The organism is Pirellulales bacterium (genome assembly GCA_036267355.1).
Classification (GTDB): Bacteria; Planctomycetota; Planctomycetia; order Pirellulales; family DATAWG01; genus DATAWG01.
Genome location: DATAWG010000099.1, coordinates 57,641 through 74,593, shown reverse-complemented (window position 1 = coordinate 74,593; position 16,953 = coordinate 57,641). Strand labels below are relative to the sequence as shown.

Annotated in this window: 14 protein-coding genes; 9 read left to right on the top strand and 5 right to left on the bottom strand. The window is 61.2% G+C overall.

What is annotated here, in order from left to right:
• The first annotated feature begins 4 nt into the window (after positions 1-4).
• Positions 5-1,249: a hypothetical protein gene (locus VHX65_15695; protein ID HEX3999995.1), complete on the top strand. Its 1,245-nt coding sequence runs from the start codon at positions 5-7 to the stop codon at positions 1,247-1,249.
• A 294-nt stretch (positions 1,250-1,543) separates the two neighbouring features.
• Here VHX65_15695 and VHX65_15690 read toward each other — a convergent pair whose 3' ends face one another.
• Positions 1,544-2,011, bottom strand: coding sequence for a tRNA (cytidine(34)-2'-O)-methyltransferase (locus tag VHX65_15690; GenBank protein HEX3999994.1), 468 nt, complete (start codon positions 2,009-2,011; stop codon positions 1,544-1,546).
• Between the two features lie 314 nt (positions 2,012-2,325).
• Between VHX65_15690 and VHX65_15685 the strand changes: the two genes are divergently transcribed.
• The 5 genes from VHX65_15685 to VHX65_15665 all read left to right on the top strand — a co-directional run bounded on the left by VHX65_15685 (position 2,326) and on the right by VHX65_15665 (position 5,919).
• A complete protein-coding gene (locus tag VHX65_15685) occupies positions 2,326-2,901 on the top strand; it encodes a hypothetical protein (GenBank protein HEX3999993.1) in 576 nt (191 codons plus the stop codon).
• Between the two features lie 42 nt (positions 2,902-2,943).
• A complete protein-coding gene (locus VHX65_15680; protein HEX3999992.1) occupies positions 2,944-3,876 on the top strand; it encodes a lysophospholipid acyltransferase family protein in 933 nt (310 codons plus the stop codon).
• Positions 3,877-3,979: 103 nt separating this feature from the next.
• The gene (locus VHX65_15675; protein HEX3999991.1) at positions 3,980-4,312 is read left to right on the top strand and encodes a Rieske 2Fe-2S domain-containing protein; all 333 of its coding nucleotides are present in this window, start codon (positions 3,980-3,982) and stop codon (positions 4,310-4,312) included.
• 160 nt (positions 4,313-4,472) lie between these two features.
• Complete coding sequence (locus VHX65_15670) at positions 4,473-5,444, top strand: GNAT family N-acetyltransferase (GenBank protein ID HEX3999990.1); 972 nt, start codon at positions 4,473-4,475, stop codon at positions 5,442-5,444.
• A gap of 226 nt (positions 5,445-5,670) precedes the next feature.
• Entirely contained in the window at positions 5,671-5,919 is a 249-nt protein-coding gene (locus VHX65_15665; GenBank protein HEX3999989.1) for a hypothetical protein, read from the top strand.
• Here VHX65_15665 and VHX65_15660 read toward each other — a convergent pair.
• Positions 5,905-8,475: a CHASE3 domain-containing protein gene (locus VHX65_15660; protein ID HEX3999988.1), complete on the bottom strand. Its 2,571-nt coding sequence runs from the start codon at positions 8,473-8,475 to the stop codon at positions 5,905-5,907. The two genes, VHX65_15665 and VHX65_15660, sit on opposite strands and share 15 nt — an antisense overlap.
• A 298-nt stretch (positions 8,476-8,773) precedes the next feature.
• On the opposite strand from VHX65_15660, the gene VHX65_15655 reads away from it, so the two are divergent.
• Positions 8,774-9,163 carry a response regulator gene (locus VHX65_15655; protein ID HEX3999987.1) on the top strand — a complete coding sequence of 130 codons (390 nt, stop codon included), beginning with the start codon at positions 8,774-8,776 and terminating at the stop codon, positions 9,161-9,163.
• Positions 9,164-9,284: 121 nt separating this feature from the next.
• Here VHX65_15655 and ilvB read toward each other — a convergent pair whose 3' ends face one another.
• Complete coding sequence (gene ilvB / locus VHX65_15650; protein HEX3999986.1) at positions 9,285-11,054, bottom strand: biosynthetic-type acetolactate synthase large subunit; 1,770 nt, start codon at positions 11,052-11,054, stop codon at positions 9,285-9,287.
• 265 nt (positions 11,055-11,319) lie between these two features.
• Between ilvB and VHX65_15645 the strand changes: the two genes are divergently transcribed.
• Positions 11,320-12,252 (top strand): archaemetzincin, encoded by a 933-nt coding sequence (locus tag VHX65_15645; GenBank protein HEX3999985.1) that lies wholly within the window; start codon positions 11,320-11,322, stop codon positions 12,250-12,252.
• Positions 12,253-12,427: 175 nt separating this feature from the next.
• Here the strand turns inward: VHX65_15645 and ribB are convergent, their stop codons facing one another.
• Positions 12,428-13,645, bottom strand: a complete 1,218-nt coding sequence (gene ribB / locus VHX65_15640; GenBank protein HEX3999984.1) for a 3,4-dihydroxy-2-butanone-4-phosphate synthase — start codon at positions 13,643-13,645, stop codon at positions 12,428-12,430.
• A 148-nt stretch (positions 13,646-13,793) separates the two neighbouring features.
• On the bottom strand, positions 13,794-15,632 hold the full coding sequence (locus VHX65_15635; protein HEX3999983.1) for a DUF4159 domain-containing protein: 1,839 nt from the start codon (positions 15,630-15,632) through the stop codon (positions 13,794-13,796).
• Positions 15,633-16,046: 414 nt separating this feature from the next.
• Here VHX65_15635 and VHX65_15630 point away from each other — a divergent pair, with 414 nt between their 5' ends.
• The gene (locus VHX65_15630; GenBank protein HEX3999982.1) at positions 16,047-16,931 is read left to right on the top strand and encodes an NAD(P)-dependent oxidoreductase; all 885 of its coding nucleotides are present in this window, start codon (positions 16,047-16,049) and stop codon (positions 16,929-16,931) included.
• Positions 16,932-16,953 lie beyond the last annotated feature (22 nt).

The following is a 16,953-nucleotide window of genomic DNA, read 5'->3' as shown; positions in this document are numbered from 1 at the left end:
GGCGATGGCAAATTCAGCGTCGGCACGACGATCGCCGCCAACTGCAATGCGTGGCACGGTGCTTTGGGCCGCCACGCGCAAAGGCCTGTTTCGCCTCGAACCGGAAGGGAGCAACGGACAACCGTGGCGGATCGTCCGTGTGTCGTTCGTCGGGCAGCCGGTGACGATGCTTTTATCGGACCGGCGCGACGGCGCGATTTACGCCGCGTTGAATCTGGGCCATTTCGGCGTAAAGCTCCATCGATCCGACGACGATGGCGATACATGGACCGAAGTTGCCGCGCCGGTCTATCCGCAATCCAATGGTTCAACGACTCCGGTGAAAGCCGCGGTAGAATTGCCCGACCACGAGTCGCCAAGCGAAAGCGGCACAGCGCCGGACGCTGGATCGGACACGGCTGCGACGAGTGCGCCGAACGCTGCAGCAGCCGGACCTGCCGTGAAACAAATTTGGTCTCTCGAAGCCGCCGGACCGGAGGCCGCCGACGGACTGTGGTGCGGCACGCTTCCCGGTGGTTTGTTCCATTCCTCCGACCGCGGCGCTAGCTGGACGCTGAACGCATCGCTCTGGGAACAGCCCGAGCGCAAGAATTGGATGGGCGGCGGCTACGATGTGCCGGGCATCCATTCGATCTGCGTCGATCCGCGCGACCCGCGACACGTGCTGGTCGGTGTGTCGTGCGGAGGCGTCTGGCGCACGCGCGACAGCGGCTCGACGTGGTCGCAAACCGCCCATGGCATGATCGCCGACTACATGCCTCCACAACGGCGCGAGGATCCGCAAATTCAAGACCCACACCGCATGGTGCAATGCGCAGCCGATCCTGAAGTGCTGTGGGTGCAACATCACAATGGCGTTTTCAAATCGACCAATGGGGCGGCACGCTGGGAACGGATCGAAACGATTCGGCCATCCGGTTTCGGTTTTGGCGTGGCCGTGCATCCGCGCGATTCGCAAACGGCGTGGTTCGTGCCGGCAATCAAGGACGAACTTCGCGTGCCTGTCGACGGCCGCCTGGTGGTCGCCCGAACACGCGATGGCGGCCACACCTGCGAAATGTTTTCCACGGGGCTACCCCAGGAACACTGCTACGATCTGATCTATCGCCATGCGTTGGAAATCTGTCCGGATGGCAATCAATTGGCGATCGGCTCGACGACCGGCAACCTTTGGACATCCAGTGACGCCGGCGAGACGTGGGCTCAGGTTCCAAATCACCTGCCGCCGATTTACGCGCTGCGGTTCTAACTGCGGACCACGATCCAATTTCGAGCCCCGGCAGCGGTGTGCCACTGGCCGCTGTGCCACTGGCCGCTGTGCCAGTGGCAAGCGAAGTCTGCCAGTGCGACCTGCGAGTCGACCTGAACCTCCGCACGAGATCATCGACGATCGCAGGCAGTGTACCGGGCAGCGACTTTCCGCGGCTCGTCGCCGATGCGGCGCGCCCACTGGCAGACTGCGCTTGCCAGTGGCACACGACTCGGCACACGACCGGGCGCATGACCGGGCACATGACGATGCGCGCGACGGAACACTGCAACATTAGCCGCTCGCCCATTGCCGCAGCGCTTCGTATGCCGCGATCGCGACGCTGTTCGAAAGATTCAGGCTGCGCACTTCGGAGCGAATCGGGATGCGCAACGTCTGTTCGCGGTGCTCCGTCAACAGGCTCGGCGGCAGACCTTGCGATTCGCTACCGAAAACCAAAATGTCGCCTTGTTCATAATGCGGAGCGGTGTAGAACGTGGTTGCTGTTTTCGTGAAGAACCACGGCTTGCGGCGCGGGAGCCGGGCGATCAGAGCGGTCCAATCATCGACGACCTCGAACTCCAAGCGTTCCCAATAATCCAGGCCGGCCCGGCGGAGATAATAGTCGTCGATGCGGAATCCCAACGGCCGCACCAGCCATAGCTTAGCGCCGACCGCCACGCACGTTCGGCCGACGCTTCCCGTGTTGTAGGGAATCTCCGGCTGATGCAGGACGATATGCAAGCAAGGCTCGTAGGACATAGGCGGAAGGCTGAATTGAGGCTTGAGGCTTGACGACATGCACGACCTGCACGACATGCAAGCACGGCTCGTCTTTCGCACCGCTTGGCATACCGCAAATATCCCGTGCCGGTCAAGCGCCTCACCGACCGCCACGTCGGAACTGACGCGACGGCATCGGATCCTAAATGCCATCGGCTTGGCAATCCGTGCCGGGCAACCACTGTTTCGCCGATTGCCGTGGGCGAGTAAACTGGGGACGTGCGGCGCGATCGACGAGCGGTCCGCGCTCGATTCGTGCTTCGTCATTCGTCCTTTCCCCTGGGGAGTTTGTCATGCGGTTCGTGGTCGCCGTTTGTGCTTTGGTTTGCTCGCTGGGCACGTTGGGCTTGGCGGCCGAGAACACCGAATTCAAGCCGTTCGCGCCCAAGGATGGCGGCTTCACAATTTCGTTTCCCGGCAAGCCGGAAGAATCGACGAACACGACCTCGACCGACCTGGGCTCGGTCGTGATCCATGAGCTGGCGGTCAAGCGGCCGAAGGAAAAAGAAACCTTCGTGCTGATCTATTCCGATCTGCCGGGCGAGATGGTGAAGGGGGCGGACCCCGAAACTGTATTGAACCGTGCCCGCGACGGCGGGGCCGCCAGCGTCCACGCCAAGCCGGCCAAGGAGACGAAAATCGAACTCGACGGCAATCCCGGCCGAGAGCTCGAAGTCGCCGGCCTGGGCGGCACGCGGCTGTGGCGGCTCTACCTGGTCGACGGCCGGCTGTATCAATTGCTCGTAACGACCGAAAGCGGAAAACCGTCGCCCGAGCGAGCCAAGACGTTCTTCAACTCGTTCAAACCGGTCAAGACTGCATCGACCGCGCCCACCGCGCCCTCGGCAGTCGCGGTTCCTAAAGAGTAACGACCGGTCGCGTTTGTCTCAGCACAACAGGAATGGATTCCTATGAAGATTCGATTTGGCCGGCGAGCAAAGGAGGTCAGCGATTTTCTCGTCTATTTAATCGTGCGGCTGCTGATCTGCGTTGTGCAGGCAGTTTCGATTGAAACGTGTGTCGCGCTTTCCCGCCGGCTGGCTCGGCTGGTGAACGACGTGATTCGCAAGCGCGGCGACGTCGTCGATGAAAACCTGCGGCTCGCGTTTCCCCAGCTTTCGACCGAAGAGCGACGAAACTTGTCGCGGCGGATGTGGGAGCATTTATTCTTGATGGTGATCGAGATGGTCCATGCGCCGAGAAAAATCCACGATACGAATTGGCAGGAATATATCCACGTCCGCAATATCGCTGAAACGATGCGGCGATTTTTCGTCGATCGGCCGAATGTGACCGTGTCGGCCCATTTCGGGAACTTCGAATTGGCGGGCTTCGTGTTTGGACTGTTTGGGTTCGAGATGTTTTCCGTAGTTAGGCCGCTCGACAATCGATTTTTAGACCGCTGGGTGCGCGATTTTCGTGCGTCGAATTTCGTGCGAATTCTGCCGAAAAACGGCAGCGCCGGCGAGATTTCGGAAATGCTCGCGCGGCAGGGCACGCTGTCGGTGTTGGCCGACCAGCATGCGGGGCCGAAGGGCTGCTGGGTCGATTTCTTCGGCCGGCCGGCCTCGACGCACAAGGCGATCGCGCTATTTTCCTTGGCGCACGATGCGCCGCTGGTGGTTGGGTCGTTCCGCCGCGCGGGCGGGCCGATGCGGTTCGAGCTTGCCGTCGAAGACGTGGCCGATCCGCGATCGCTACGGCCGGAACAGCAGGGAGTCGCCGGGCTGACGCAATGGTATACTCATTGCCTGGAGCGAATGATCCGCCGCGATCCCGATCAATATTGGTGGGTGCATCGCCGCTGGAAAGACACGCGCGGCGCACGAACGAAAGCCGCATAGCCAGGCGACGACAGCGGAACCGATTTCGCGGCGCCGAAGGCCCCCGTGAAAACCTTGCCGGTCGAACCCGGCTCCTGACGCCTTTCTTTTCGGAGTTTTCCGCATGTCCAATTGGGTTCGCGTCGGTAAAATTTCGGAATGCCCGCCGGGCATGGTGCTCGAACGCGTGGCCGGCGAGCGCGTCATTGCGCTGTGCAATGCCGAGGGAAAGCTGTTTGCGATCGACGGCGTTTGCCCGCATCAGGGCGGCCCGCTCGGCGAAGGCGAACTTGTCGGCACGACATTGGGATGCCCTTGGCACGGCTGGCAGTTCGACATCACCACCGGCCAACACCAACTGAACCGCCGCGTCCGCCAGCCGCAATTTCCCGTACGCGTCGAGGGAGACGACATATACGTTAACATTGAACCGGACGCGGCACCGGCCGCAGAATGACGAATGATGAATGTCGAAAGAATGACGAATGCTCGAATGACGGCGGACGACACCGATTGGGCCAACCATTAGGTCTTCGGCATTCTTTAGAGATTCGTCATTCGTCCTTAGTCATTCCCGCCTCTGTCCCCTCACCCTCACCCTCACCTTTTCCGACGCCTTGCTTCGCTTCCGCCCATATCTGAATAGCGATCCGCCGCTGCTGACTGCCGTATGGCGCGGCTGCGTCGGGCGGCGCGGATTGGCGCAGCCGATCACCACGGCGATGCTCGACCAACTGGTGCTTTCAAAACCCTATTTCGACCGCACCGGATTGATTCTCGCGCTCGACGATGATCGGCCCGTCGGCTTCGTGCATGCCGGTTTCGGACCAAACGAGGATGAGAGCGGGCTCTCGACCGATTTGGGCGTGGTCGTGATGCTGCTGGTGGTTTCGCATCCCGATGAATCAGCGATCGCTGCCCGGCTGGTGGCGATGGCCGAGGATTACCTGCGGTCGAAGGGTGCGAAAGTGATTTACGGCGGCGGCGTGCGGCCGCTGGTGCCGTTTTATTGGGGGCTGTATGGCGGCAGTGAATTGCCCGGCGTTTTGGATTCCGATCCTCAGGCGCAGGCAGTGTTCCGGGCTGCCGGCTATCGCGAGATGGCCCGGACCGTGATCTTGCATCGGGATTTGAGCGGTTTTCGGCCCTGCGTGGATCGCCGGCAGATGCAGATCCGCCGCAGCACGGAAGTGGAGACGGTCGTCGATCCGCCGCCGCGAAGCTGGTGGGAGGCGTGCGTGATGAACCAATGCGAGCGGACAACGTTTCGCCTGCGGCCGCACGGCGGCTGCGAGCTGCTTGCGCAAATGACCTGTTGGAACATCGAGCCGTTCGCGGCCCCGTGGGGCGTGCGGGCGAGCGGGCTGATCGACCTCGTCGTGACTGAATCGCATCGCCGCCGGGGCATGGCAACCTATCTCGTCGGCGAAACGCTGCGCCAGTTGCAGGAACAATCGTTCGCCCTGGTCGAAGCGCAAACGATGGACACCAATACCAGCGCCCTCGCCCTCTACCGCAAACTCGGCTTCAAACAAGTCGATAGCGGCGTGGTGTTCCGCAAGGAGGGAGCGGGAATATCGGAACGCTAGCCGAGCCTTCAGTAACTGCAGTTCATCACCGCTGAAACCCATCTAGGGACAAATCGGCATTTTTGTCCCGGTCAGCCGTGAGGCAGGCTTTGCATTCGGCTGCGATCCGGTGATGTGATTTGAATTATGGATATGAGCCGAATGAATCGCGTGCCGTGTGATCCATAGCCGCGCGCCGCGGATGCTGCTTTGCATTAAGTAGCGTTCCGGCACTATGATCTAAAGCATGGAAACGAGTCGAACGAGTCGTCCGCTGCAATTCAGCCTCGGAACGCTGTTGCTCGCCATCACGTTCGTCGCAGTGGGCTCCGCGGCCGGCAGAAGCTCGGTGCTGGCCTTTGGGCACTTCCTGATCCCGGGCCTCGTGTGCGGCGGCATCGGGATAATTCGCGGTCGGCTGCAATTCTGGCTCAGCTATGCCATCCTGCTCGAGCTCTTGATCCTCGGGCTTGTGTTTGCGCTATCCGCTGACTAATTCGCCGTTGGAATTGTCGAGCGAGGCAAGAATTTTTTGCAGTGCGGCAGGATCGACTGGCTTCACCAAGTGGGCATCGAAACCCGCTGCGGCGCTTTTGCGGCGGTCTTCGGTTTGGCCCCAGCCCGTTTGCGCCACAAGGATAGCGCCTTTCGCCTCGGGCATTTCGCGCATGCGTCGGCCGACTTCATGGCCGTTCATTCCCGGCAGACCGACATCGAGCAACACGACCTCGGGGCGAAATTCTCGCGCCGCCTCGAGCGCCGTCGGGCCATCGACGGCCGTGCGAACGTCGTTACCCATCATTCGCACCAGCATGGCGAGGCTGGCGAGCGAATCGTCGTTGTCGTCGACGACCAAAACGCGCCGTCTCGGCAGATGATTTGTCGCGGGGTGATGGTTGAAGCCATCGACTTGATGCGGCGGCGATTCGTCGAGCGCAATGGGCAAACGAATGACGAACTCGCTTCCCTTGTTCGTCCCCTCGCTGGCGGCCTCGACGCGGCCGTTGTGCATTTCCACCAGCCGGCGGACGAGCGTCAAGCCGATGCCGAGGCCCCCTTGAGCCCGTTCGCGAGTGCGCTCGACTTGCGTGAACATGTCGAACACGGTCGGTAACATGTCGGCCGGAATTCCGAAGCCGTTGTCGCGCACTCGGATCAAAGCTTCGCCGCCGTCGCGTTCGACGGCGAGCGAAATCCGGCCGTTCGGCGGCGTGTATTTTGCCGCATTGTTCAAGAGATTCGCCACGACCTGAGCCAGCCGTGTCAGGTCGCCGAGCACATAAATCGGCTTCGGCGGCAGCGCCACGGAGAGTTCATGCCGGCCGGCTTCGATCAGCGGGCGGCTGGTTTCGAGGGCGCTTTCGATCACTTTCGACAGATCGAGCCGTTCCTTGCGCAATTCAATCTTTCCGCGCGTGATACGGCTGACATCCAACAGATCGTCGACCAGCCGGACCAGATGATCGAGCTGCCGCTCCATGATCTCGTTGACGTGTGCGAACGTCTCGCGATTGTCTGGATCGAGCCGCATGACCTCCAGCGCGTTGCGCAGCGGCGCGAGCGGGTTGCGCAATTCGTGAGCGAGCGTGGCGAGAAATTCATCCTTGCGGCGATCGTTTTCCAGAAGCTTCGCTTCGGCCTGCTTTTGCTCGGAAATATCCACCCGGCAGCCAATCATGCGCACGACCTTGCCGGCCGCATTCCGCTCGAGCACCGCCCGATCCATGACGTGCAGCCAATGGCCGTCTTTATGCTGCACTCGGTAGGTGGACACCAGCCGGTCGGCCCCCGACGCCATGGCCCACGACCGTTCTTCCTCGAAACGGGGGCGATCGTCGGGATGAATGAGTTCGTTCCACCAGCCGACCGTCGCCGGCACGTCGTCGGGTTGGTAGCCCGTCACCTCGAAAAGTCCGCGGGTGCGGTGCGTATTGCCGGTTGCCATATCGACGTCGTAGATGATGCCGTCGACGGCATCGGCCGCGAGGCGGAATCGCTGCTCGCTTTTCTTGAGATGGCCTTCCACCTCGCGCCGGTCGGAGACGCTATGAAAAACGAGCACCACGCCGACGATCGCCCCCTGTTCGTCGCGGATCGGGGCGGCACTGTCTTCGATCGGACATTCGGCCCCGTCCCTCGAAATCAGCACCGTGTGGTTGGCCAGGCCTGCGATGATTCCATCGCGGAGAACCTTATGTACCGGGTTTTCCGTGGTTTGGCGGCTTTGCTCGTTCACGATCTTGAACATCGTCTCCAGCGGCTGGCCATGGGCTTCCGCTTCGGTCCACCCGGTGAGTGATTGGGCGATGGGGTTCAAGAACGAGACTTTGCCCTCGGTGTCGGTCGCGATCACGCCGTCGCCGATGCTCGCCAGCGTCGTGCGGAACCATTCGCGCTGTTCGTGGATCACCAACGCGTCGCGCCGGCGCGCCTCGAGCGCTCGGCCGAGATACCAGATGAATGCCCCGAACAGCAGCAACGCCAATAGCCCGGCCATCACCTCCGATGTCAGAGCGAAGTGGTAGGCGCTGCGCGATAGATCGGATCGCGATTGCCGCGATTGGTGTTCGTCTTGCACCATTCCTGCGACGAGGCCGCGAATCTCATCCATCGACCGTTTGCCTTGCTTGGTGGCGACAAACGCCTGGGCGTCGGCGGAGCTTTGTCGCCGCAAGGCAATGGTCTTTTCGACAATCGCGACGCGTTCGTTCTTCAGTTGTTCCAGTTTTTCGATCAGCGATTTCAATCTTGTGTCGTCGACCGTCAATTCCTTGAGCATCGCGACGCATTCGTCGAGTTGGCCCTTCGCCATTTCGTACGGAGCGAGGAAGTCTTCGTTGCCGGTGATGACGAATCCTCGCTCGGCGGTCTCCATATCCACCAACAAAAGCAGACAATTGGCCGTTTGATCGAGCACCAAGTCGGAGTGGTCGACCCAGTCGGCGTCGATCTTCAGAGTGCGCGTGTTGCGATAGGTGATCGCCACGTTGACGACCAAGAGTGCGACGACCAAGCCGATGCCGACAAGCATCCCACGATCGAAAGACCGCATAGCGCTATTTCTCCGCGTGCTGGGGGCTGGTGGAGTTCGTCACGCTCTCGGGATCGCCCGCCGAAAGCCGAACCGCTAGCAGGCAGCCATTCCGCCATGTTGGCAATGGCGGTGACGCGATCGGGTTGCTATGCTCAGCGAAATTCGGCACGACTCATTGTAGCCCGAGCTTAAAGTTTCGCTACCTTGATGCGGCCGGTAAAGAGGGGGGCGTCGAAGAGCACCGTTTGCGATAGCATGCAGCGGCGATGGCCGCCGTGCGACATCGGACGGTCCCGGCTTTTTTCAAAAATATCGCATGGCCAATCCCTATCGAATCCTGGTGGTCGACGATAGCCGCGATGCGGCCTACGCGTTGAAAATGCTCCTCACGAAAATCGGCCATCAGGTCGAGATCGCCGGCGACGGCAAGGAAGGGCTGCTGGCCGCAAAACAAGCCCCGCCCGACATCGTGTTTTGCGATATCAGCATGCCCCGAATGAACGGTTATGAGGTGGCCGAAGAGCTGCGAGCCGATGCGACAACCCGCCATGCCTATCTCGTCGCGCTAACCGGCTACGGACAAGACGACGATCGGAGAAAGGCGCTCGAATCCGGTTTCGATCTCCATCTCGTCAAACCGGTCGGTTGGACGACGCTGCAAGAGACCATCGCGGCGATCGGCGAGCGGCGACAAGGCAGAACTTAGTCTCGGCCGAAAAATAACTTCCGTCTTTCGATCCCCGCGCCCTGCCCTCCTCCCCGCAAGGGGAGAGGGGCTGAAGAGAAGTTGTTTTTCGGCCGAGCCCTTAACGCGCCCCTCTTGCCGATCATTCCTTGATCAAATCGCCGACCGTGCCGCCCGCGGGAATCATCGGCAACACGTGTGCCTGATACGGCACTTCGACATCGAGCACAAACGGCCCGTCGTAGGCGATCATCTCTTCTAGCGCATCGGTCAGCTCCGATTTACGAGTAATATGCCGCGCCCCGCAACCGAAACCATGGGCAATCGACACGAAATCGGGATACCGCTCCGACGGCACCTTCGCGTCTCCCTCGCCGATCGCCTCGGGATTGTCGATCGGGCCCAGGTACGTATGGGCGCGATTGCCCTTGAAGAATCGATCCTCCCATTGCACGACCATGCCCAGATGCTGGTTGTTCAATAGCAGCACCTTTACCGGAATCTTTTCGCAGCAGCAGGTGGCTAGCTCTTGGATGTTCATCAGAAAGCTACCGTCGCCGTCGATATCGACGACCAGCTTATCGGGATGGGCCACTTTCGCCCCCATCGCGGCCGGCAGGCCGAAGCCCATCGTTCCCAGCCCCGAACTGGAGAGCCAGGTGCGAGGGTGCATGAATTTATAGAACTGCGCGGCCCACATCTGATGTTGGCCCACGCCGACAGTGATAATCGTGTTCTCGCCCCCCGTGAGCCGCGAAAGCTCGGAGATCGCGCGCTGCTGCAAGATTCCGTCGTACGATTCGTCGTAGTGCAACGGATCTTTCGCTTTCCACTCGGCGATCTGCTTGTGCCACGGCGAAAGATCGGCTTCCGGCGGCTCGACGATCTTATTCAACTCCCCGAGGGCATATTTCAGATCGCTGGTGATCGGCACATGCACGGGCTTGTTCTTATTGATCTCCGACGGATCGATATCGATGTGCACGATAAACGCGTCTTTGGCAAACTCTTCTTTCCGCCCGGTGACGCGGTCGTCGAATCGCACGCCTAGCGCGATCAGCAGATCGGCTTTATCGACCGCATAGTTGGAATAGACGCTGCCGTGCATGCCGAGCATGTCGAGCCAGAGCGGATCGTCGGCCCGCACGGCTCCCAAACCCATCACGGTCGTGGTGACGGGGATGCCCGTCTTGTGGATCAAATCGCGCAGCTCGCGGCTGGCGCCCGATGCGATAATTCCGCCGCCGGCATAAACCACCGGCCGCCGCGCCCGACGAATCGCCGCTGCCACTTGCGCGATCTGCTCCGGCTGGGCCCGCGCCGTTTTGATCCGATAGCCGGGCAGATCCGTCGGCACATCGTAGTCGGGCACGATCTGGGCTTGCTGCACGTTTTTCGGCAAATCCACGAGCACGGGCCCCGGCCGGCCCGTCGTCGCGATGTGAAATGCTTCGCGCATCACGCGGGCCACGTCTTCCACGCGTGTGACGAGATAATGGTGTTTCGTAATTCCGCGGCAGACTTCGACGATCGGCGTTTCCTGAAACGCGTCGGATCCGATCACCGGCGTGCCCACCTGGCCGGTGAGCGCGATCAGCGGAATGCTGTCCATCTTGGCGTCGGCGATCGCCGTGACCAGATTCAGGGCCCCGGGACCGCTGGTGGCCATGCAAACGCCCGGCTTGCCGGTCGTGCGGGCATAGCCCTGGGCGGCGAATGCCCCGCCTTGCTCGTGCCGCGGCAGGATCGTTCGCAGCCGGTCTTTGAACCGCGTCAGCGCCTGATGCAGGGGCATGCTGGCCCCGCCCGGATAGGCGAAGATCACGTCGACGCCGTGGTTCACGAGCGATTGAACCACGACATCGGCTCCGGTGACCAATTGACTCGTGCGGGGTTTGCTTGCGGTGGCCATGGGAGGAAGGGTGGGGGTGAGGGGACAGGGCGGCAGCTTCGCTGACGCTTCGTTATGGCACGGCACGAGCCCGAAGCGAGCAAGGGTGTCGGTGCCGAATCGGTTTCGCATTCTAAAATACGCCGAATTGCGGCTAATGGCAACGGCGGATGGAAACAGGTCACATCGGCTGGCCGCGAGGTTCGGCATTTTATCGCTATAATGCCCACGGGATGAATGCGGCGGCCGCGCCAAAGGAACTTTCTTCAAAAACCGGGTAGCACTGATGAATGCTGCATTGCTTGCGATGCTCGGCGTCGCGATGGCGGTTTCGCTGGCATGGAACGGCACTGCTGCCCCACCGGTGGGCGGCACGGCGCCGGCTACCGGCAATATCGCCACGATCCGCGATACGATCGAAAAAGTAAAGCCACTATTCAAAGTCAAAGCAGCGCCGCAGCCCGGAGATTGGCTCGAAAAACAGCACGAACCGGGACAGACATTCGAACAATACATCCGCAGCAATCCGAATCGGCCGACTGCCGCTCGGACGACGATCTACGTGCAGCCGATCGGGGCCTTCGGCGAAAAAGAGAAGAAGCTGCTCGATGCCACGGTCGATCTGCTCGGGCGGATCTACAATCTGCCGGTGAAAACGCTCGATCCGATCGCGCTGGATGCGATTCCCGCCAAAGCCCGGCGGATCAACTCCGCGACCCACAAGGAGCAACTGCTCACGGAGTATATCCTCGGCGAATTGTTGCCGCCGCGCCGGCCGGCCAACGCCGTCGCGCTATTGGCTCTGACGACTTCCGACCTCTGGCCCGGACAGGGCTGGAATTACGTGTTCGGCCAGGCATCGCTTACCGAACGCGTCGGCGTCTGGTCGTCGGCCCGATATGGCGACCCGAATGCCGGCGACGAAGCGTACCGACGTTGCCTGATGCGGATGTGCAAAGTGGCCACGCATGAAACCGGCCACATGTTCGGCATCGAGCATTGCACGGCGTATGAGTGCGGAATGAACGGTTCGAATAGTCTCGCGGAAACCGACCGCTCCCCGCTGGCCTTCTGCCCTGAATGCTCGGCCAAGATCTGGTGGGCCTGCAATGCCATTCCGGAAAAATGGTATGGCTCGCTCGCAATCTTTGCCGAGCAGCATGCCATGAAAGACGAAGCCGCGCTATGGCGAAAATGCCAACGGGCGATGAAAAAGTGAGATGTGCCGTAGCGCGCCGCGGCCGCGGCGAATGGCAACGGCGGAAGCAAAGAGTTCGGCGCGAACCACCAGATCATCCCGCGCGGAACTGGCACTCGGCGCGAAACCGCAAGCGAGGGTCGCCCCCAAACAAGAGCCGCCGGCTCGCTAGCGGTTTCGCGCGTCGGTCGGATGGCTAACCGCCGTTTTCCGGCAAGTGGTGGCCGAGTTTTTCGCGCTTCGTGGCGATGTAGCGGGCGTTGTGCTCGTGCACGGGCGGCAAGATCGGCACCTGATCGACCACTTCCAAATCGAAGCCGCCGTAAATGAATGCGTCGGTCTTTTTGGGGTTGTTCGTCAACAGCCGCACCTTCGATAGGCCCAAATCTTTGAGCAATTGGATGCCGATGCCGTAATCGCGCGTGTCGGCTTTGAAGCCGAGCGCCAAATTGGCTTCGACAGTGTCGAGCCCTTGGTCTTGAAGCTGATAGGCCTTGATCTTTTCGATCAACCCGATTCCCCGCCCTTCCTGCGGAAGATACACCAGCACACCGGTTCCCTCCTGGCCGATCATCTTTAGCGCGAGTTGCAATTGATCGCCGCAATCGCAGCGGAGCGAATCCAACAGATCGCCCGTGAAACACGACGAATGCAGGCGCACCAGCGGCACGGCCACTTTTGCCGGATCCCCCATCACGAGCACAATCGGCTGCTGCGGCTCATACTTCACGCCATAGGCGATCACGCGAAAAAAGCCGTGCGTCGTCGGCAGATCGGCTTCGGCAATGCGATACACCAGCTTTTCGCGAACGCGCCGGTAGCGGATCAGTTCTTCGATCGAAATGATTTCGAGGTGATATTTTTGGGCCAGCTCGAAGAGCAATCGGCGATCGGCCCGGCTTCCCTCGGCATCGAGGATTTCGCACAGAGCGCCGGCCGGCGAAAGGCCGGCGAGCCGGGCCAGATCGACGGCCGCTTCGGTGTGTCCGGCGCGGCGCAGCACGCCCCCTTCCTTGGCCATCAGTGGAAACAGATGGCCGGGGCGGACGAAATCGGTCGGTTTGCTGTTCGGATCGAGCATGGCCCGAATCGTGCGTGCCCGCTCCTGGGCCGTGATTCCGGTTTTCGACGAGCGATGATCGACCGGCACGGTGAAACAGGTCCCCAGCGGAGCGGTGTTCGATTCGACCATCAAAGGAATCTTCAACCGCTCGCAAACTTCCGGCAGCACGGGCATGCAAAGCTGCCCGCGGCCGTTGGTGATCATGAAATTGACGATTTCGGGCGTGACTTTTTCGGCCGCGCAAATGAAGTCGCCTTCGTTTTCCCGATCTTCGGCGTCGACGACAATCACGACTTCTCCGCGGCGAATGGCGGCGACGGCATCGTCGATCGGCGAAAAATGGCTGGTCATAAATCGATTGCTCCTGTCGTGCATTATAGGCCCCCGCCCGAGCTTTGACAGGAGGACGTCGCTGGGCGCCATTGCCGGCTGGTTCCGGCTTCTCCAGCGGGAGAGCCGCTGGGAAAGATGAACGAGCCTATCAATCGCCCTGCGAATGTCAGTTATCCTTTTCGATCGTCCGCCCGTCGGCCGGTTTCGAATGATTCTCCGACGGGAATAATCGGTCCTTAGTTTTCAATTTGCGATTGGTCGCGTATTCCAGCACGGCCGCGCCGATCGAATTCGCGGCATCGATTTGGGCAGCCACCTCGGGTGGAAATCGCTGCTCGCCTGGCGATGAAAACTGCCACAGGCAAGACAGCGCGTTTTGCGGAGCCCCGGGCTTCGAAGGCGGACTATAAACAACGCACGTGCGGCCACGATCCTCGATGCCAAGCAGCGCGCGTTGCTGCTCGGCCGGCAATGCCTTTTCGGCCTGCGAAATCGGATGGCCCGGCGGCAACGGCTCCAACTTGAAACCGTGCGGGAAGATTCGTGGCAGCAAGGCACGAAAACCGCGATCGAATCCGTCGCCATCGGAACAAGCGGCTGCGGCGAACAAACAGCCGCCTTGCTCGATATAGCGGCGCAGCAGCGTGGCGTGCGGCGCATCGACCTCGGGCGATCGGCTGCCGCTAAGAAACAGCACCGGCGATTGCCGCAAATCGTCGAGCTTGGCTTCCGGCAAATCGACTACCTGCCATGAAAGGCCGAGCGGGAATTCCCTCTTCCAGCGCGTTTCGACACACGACGTCAAATTCGCCAGGTCGCTCGGATGCCGATTCCAATCATCGGCCGGGCCGTGCTGCAATTTGGCAATCAGCACCGGGCGGCGACCGTGGGTGAGGAAGAGCAACGCGTAGCTCGTGGCGATGTTCGGATCGTGCTCGGGATCGACACTGGAGCCAGAACTCTGCCACGCACCACTAGCGAGTTGCTCGTCCTCGCCGACGAGATAGGCCGCCGCTTCGCGAAACCAATCGTGGGCGCCGATGAACCGACGACCGGTGAGCTGGCCGACTCGTTCAAGCCCATCGCGATAATAGAACTGCCATAGCGACCGAACTCCTTTCGGATTGTACTCGATGCTGAAGTTTTGCCCTAACCAACGCAGGCCCCGTTCGATCCGTTCAGCCGAATCATCGGACGGCTGCGTGCAGCAATGAACCCGGCCGTCCGCCTGTGCGTCGATCGCGGCAACGCGCCGCGCGCAAATCGCCAGCGAGGCGACGCCCGCACAGGTCATGCTGCCCGTGCCCGGGACTTCGATTTTGCCGCGAAGATTGTAGTAGCCGAATGAGCCGTCGGGATTTTGGGCGTCCTTCCAGTAACTCAGAGCCAATCGCCATGTCTGCTCCTTGACCGGCACCCCGGCCCGCTCCGCTTCGTAGAGGGCGGCGAGGGCGGCTTGGCTGTTCGAATTGTCGCCATTTCCTAGTCCCGGATATGCCCAGCCGCCGCGGTGGGCGCCCTCCGTGATCTGGTGCTGCTCGAACCAATCGACATTGTTTTGGATCAGCGCCCGATCGCGTTTCGGATCGGCGAGGCAAAAGAGGAGCGTTTGCAGCGAGGCGGTGTAAGTCTTTTCAGGCTTTAGCGTGCGCAAATAATCGAGAGCTTTCTTGACATGCGGGTCGGTTGCCGGAACGCCCGAGGAGAGCAGGGCCAGCGTGCAAAGCTCAGTGGTGCTGCCCGTGTAATCGCGGTAGGCGGTCCAATGGCCGAAATCCTTGTCTAGATCTTCCTTCCGCTCGAGATACTCAACTCCTTTGTCAATCGCATGCTGCACCTGTTGGGCGGTCGGCTCAGGCCGAGCCTCGGGATCCGCGGATGCCGTGTTGGAAGTTGCAGCCGTAGCGCCGGCCGCAAATAGAACCGCCGCGATCAAGCGAGACGCCCATGTGCAGCGAAGGATCGAAACGCAATCGCGAAACGAGATGAAATCGCATGGACTCATCGTTGAGATTCCTTGGCTTCGAGCGGGCGGAAGCGCGGCGGGCCGGCTTTGGCTTGGCCGAAAAACAACTTCTCCACAGCCCCCTCTTCCCTTGCGGGAGAGGGGTAGGATAAGGGGTTCAACAAGCGGAAGTTATTTTTCGGCCGAGCCTTATTATCACACCTCCCACGCCCGCCATCTAGCAACGCGCTTGAAAAGCGTATGCAGTAGCCCGAAACGTTAGCGAGGGAGGACCCGCAACGCACGCGTTGTATCTCGTTCGGCCGTCGCCACGCGACGTGCCCGCGCGTTTACAAACAACAATCGGACCGGCAATAATCCACTTCCGCGGAACAGATCGGATCTTTCGACATTCCTGTAAACGCGGCGAGCGCGACACCTGCTACTCCCGCCGAACCAATGGAGGGCACTGCGATGAAAGAAACCATCGGCTTTATCGGCCTCGGCGGCATGGGCATGGCAATGGCCACGAACCTTCTCAAAGCCGGCTTCGGCTTGCGAGTTTATAACCGCACCGCGGAAAGAGCTCGACCATTGGTCGAGCGAGGCGCGGCCCTTGCGCGGAGCCCGGCCGAGGCCGTCGAGCCCGGCGGCATCGTGGTTACGATGGTTTCCGATGATCGAGCCGTCGAGGAAACGACGCTGGGAGCCGACGGTTTGCTCGCCGCCTTGGGCGGTGGAGTGCATTTGTCGATGAGCACGATCGCCCCGCACACGGCCCGCCGGCTCGCGGCGCTGCACAAGGAACAGGGCGCGAGCTACATTGCGTCGCCAGTGTTCGGCAAGCCCGACGTGGCGGCGGAAGCGAAGCTGTGGATTGTCACCTCAGGCGCCGACGCTACGGCACGGCAGCGCGTGCGGCCGCTGCAGGAGGCGATGAGCCGGGGAATCACCGACTTCGGCGACGAGCCGGGCGCGGCCAACATCATCAAGCTTTCGGGCAATTTTCTGCTCGGGGCCGCGATCGAAGCGATGGCCGAAGCCTTTACGATGGCCCAGAAACATGGCGTACCGAGAACAGCGACTTATCAGTTCTTCACGCAAACGCTCTTCGATTGTTTCGTCTATCGCGCCTACGGCGAATTGATCTCCTCGGAGCGCTATGAGCCGGTGGGCGCGAAGCCGTCGTTGATTCGCAAAGATTATGGACTGATCCTCGAGGCGGCGGCCGAGCAGATGGTGCCGATGCCGCTGGCCGCCCTGATTCACCAGCGGCTCACGGCCACGGTGGCCAAGGGACGCGAGAACTTCGATTGGTCGGGCTTCGCTCGCGAAGTGTCGGAAAGCGCCGGACTATGAAAGTGGCGAAGCGACGAGTGCG

Bases quoted from the DNA above. Each gene is read 5' to 3' on its own strand.
- VHX65_15645 (HEX3999985.1), top strand. From the start codon at position 11,320: ATGAATGCTGCATTGCTTGCGATGCTCGGCGTCGCGATGGCGGTTTCG.
- VHX65_15675 (HEX3999991.1), top strand. From the start codon at position 3,980: ATGTCCAATTGGGTTCGCGTCGGTAAAATTTCGGAATGCCCGCCGGGC.
- ribB (HEX3999984.1), bottom strand. From the start codon at position 13,645: ATGACCAGCCATTTTTCGCCGATCGACGATGCCGTCGCCGCCATTCGC.
- VHX65_15690 (HEX3999994.1), bottom strand. From the start codon at position 2,011: ATGTCCTACGAGCCTTGCTTGCATATCGTCCTGCATCAGCCGGAGATT.
- VHX65_15680 (HEX3999992.1), top strand. From the start codon at position 2,944: ATGAAGATTCGATTTGGCCGGCGAGCAAAGGAGGTCAGCGATTTTCTC.
- VHX65_15685 (HEX3999993.1), top strand. From the start codon at position 2,326: ATGCGGTTCGTGGTCGCCGTTTGTGCTTTGGTTTGCTCGCTGGGCACG.
- VHX65_15635 (HEX3999983.1), bottom strand. From the start codon at position 15,632: ATGAGTCCATGCGATTTCATCTCGTTTCGCGATTGCGTTTCGATCCTT.
- VHX65_15695 (HEX3999995.1), top strand. From the start codon at position 5: ATGGCAAATTCAGCGTCGGCACGACGATCGCCGCCAACTGCAATGCGT.
- ilvB (HEX3999986.1), bottom strand. From the start codon at position 11,054: ATGGCCACCGCAAGCAAACCCCGCACGAGTCAATTGGTCACCGGAGCC.
- VHX65_15660 (HEX3999988.1), bottom strand. From the start codon at position 8,475: ATGCGGTCTTTCGATCGTGGGATGCTTGTCGGCATCGGCTTGGTCGTC.
- VHX65_15655 (HEX3999987.1), top strand. From the start codon at position 8,774: ATGGCCAATCCCTATCGAATCCTGGTGGTCGACGATAGCCGCGATGCG.
- VHX65_15630 (HEX3999982.1), top strand. From the start codon at position 16,047: ATGAAAGAAACCATCGGCTTTATCGGCCTCGGCGGCATGGGCATGGCA.
- VHX65_15665 (HEX3999989.1), top strand. From the start codon at position 5,671: ATGGAAACGAGTCGAACGAGTCGTCCGCTGCAATTCAGCCTCGGAACG.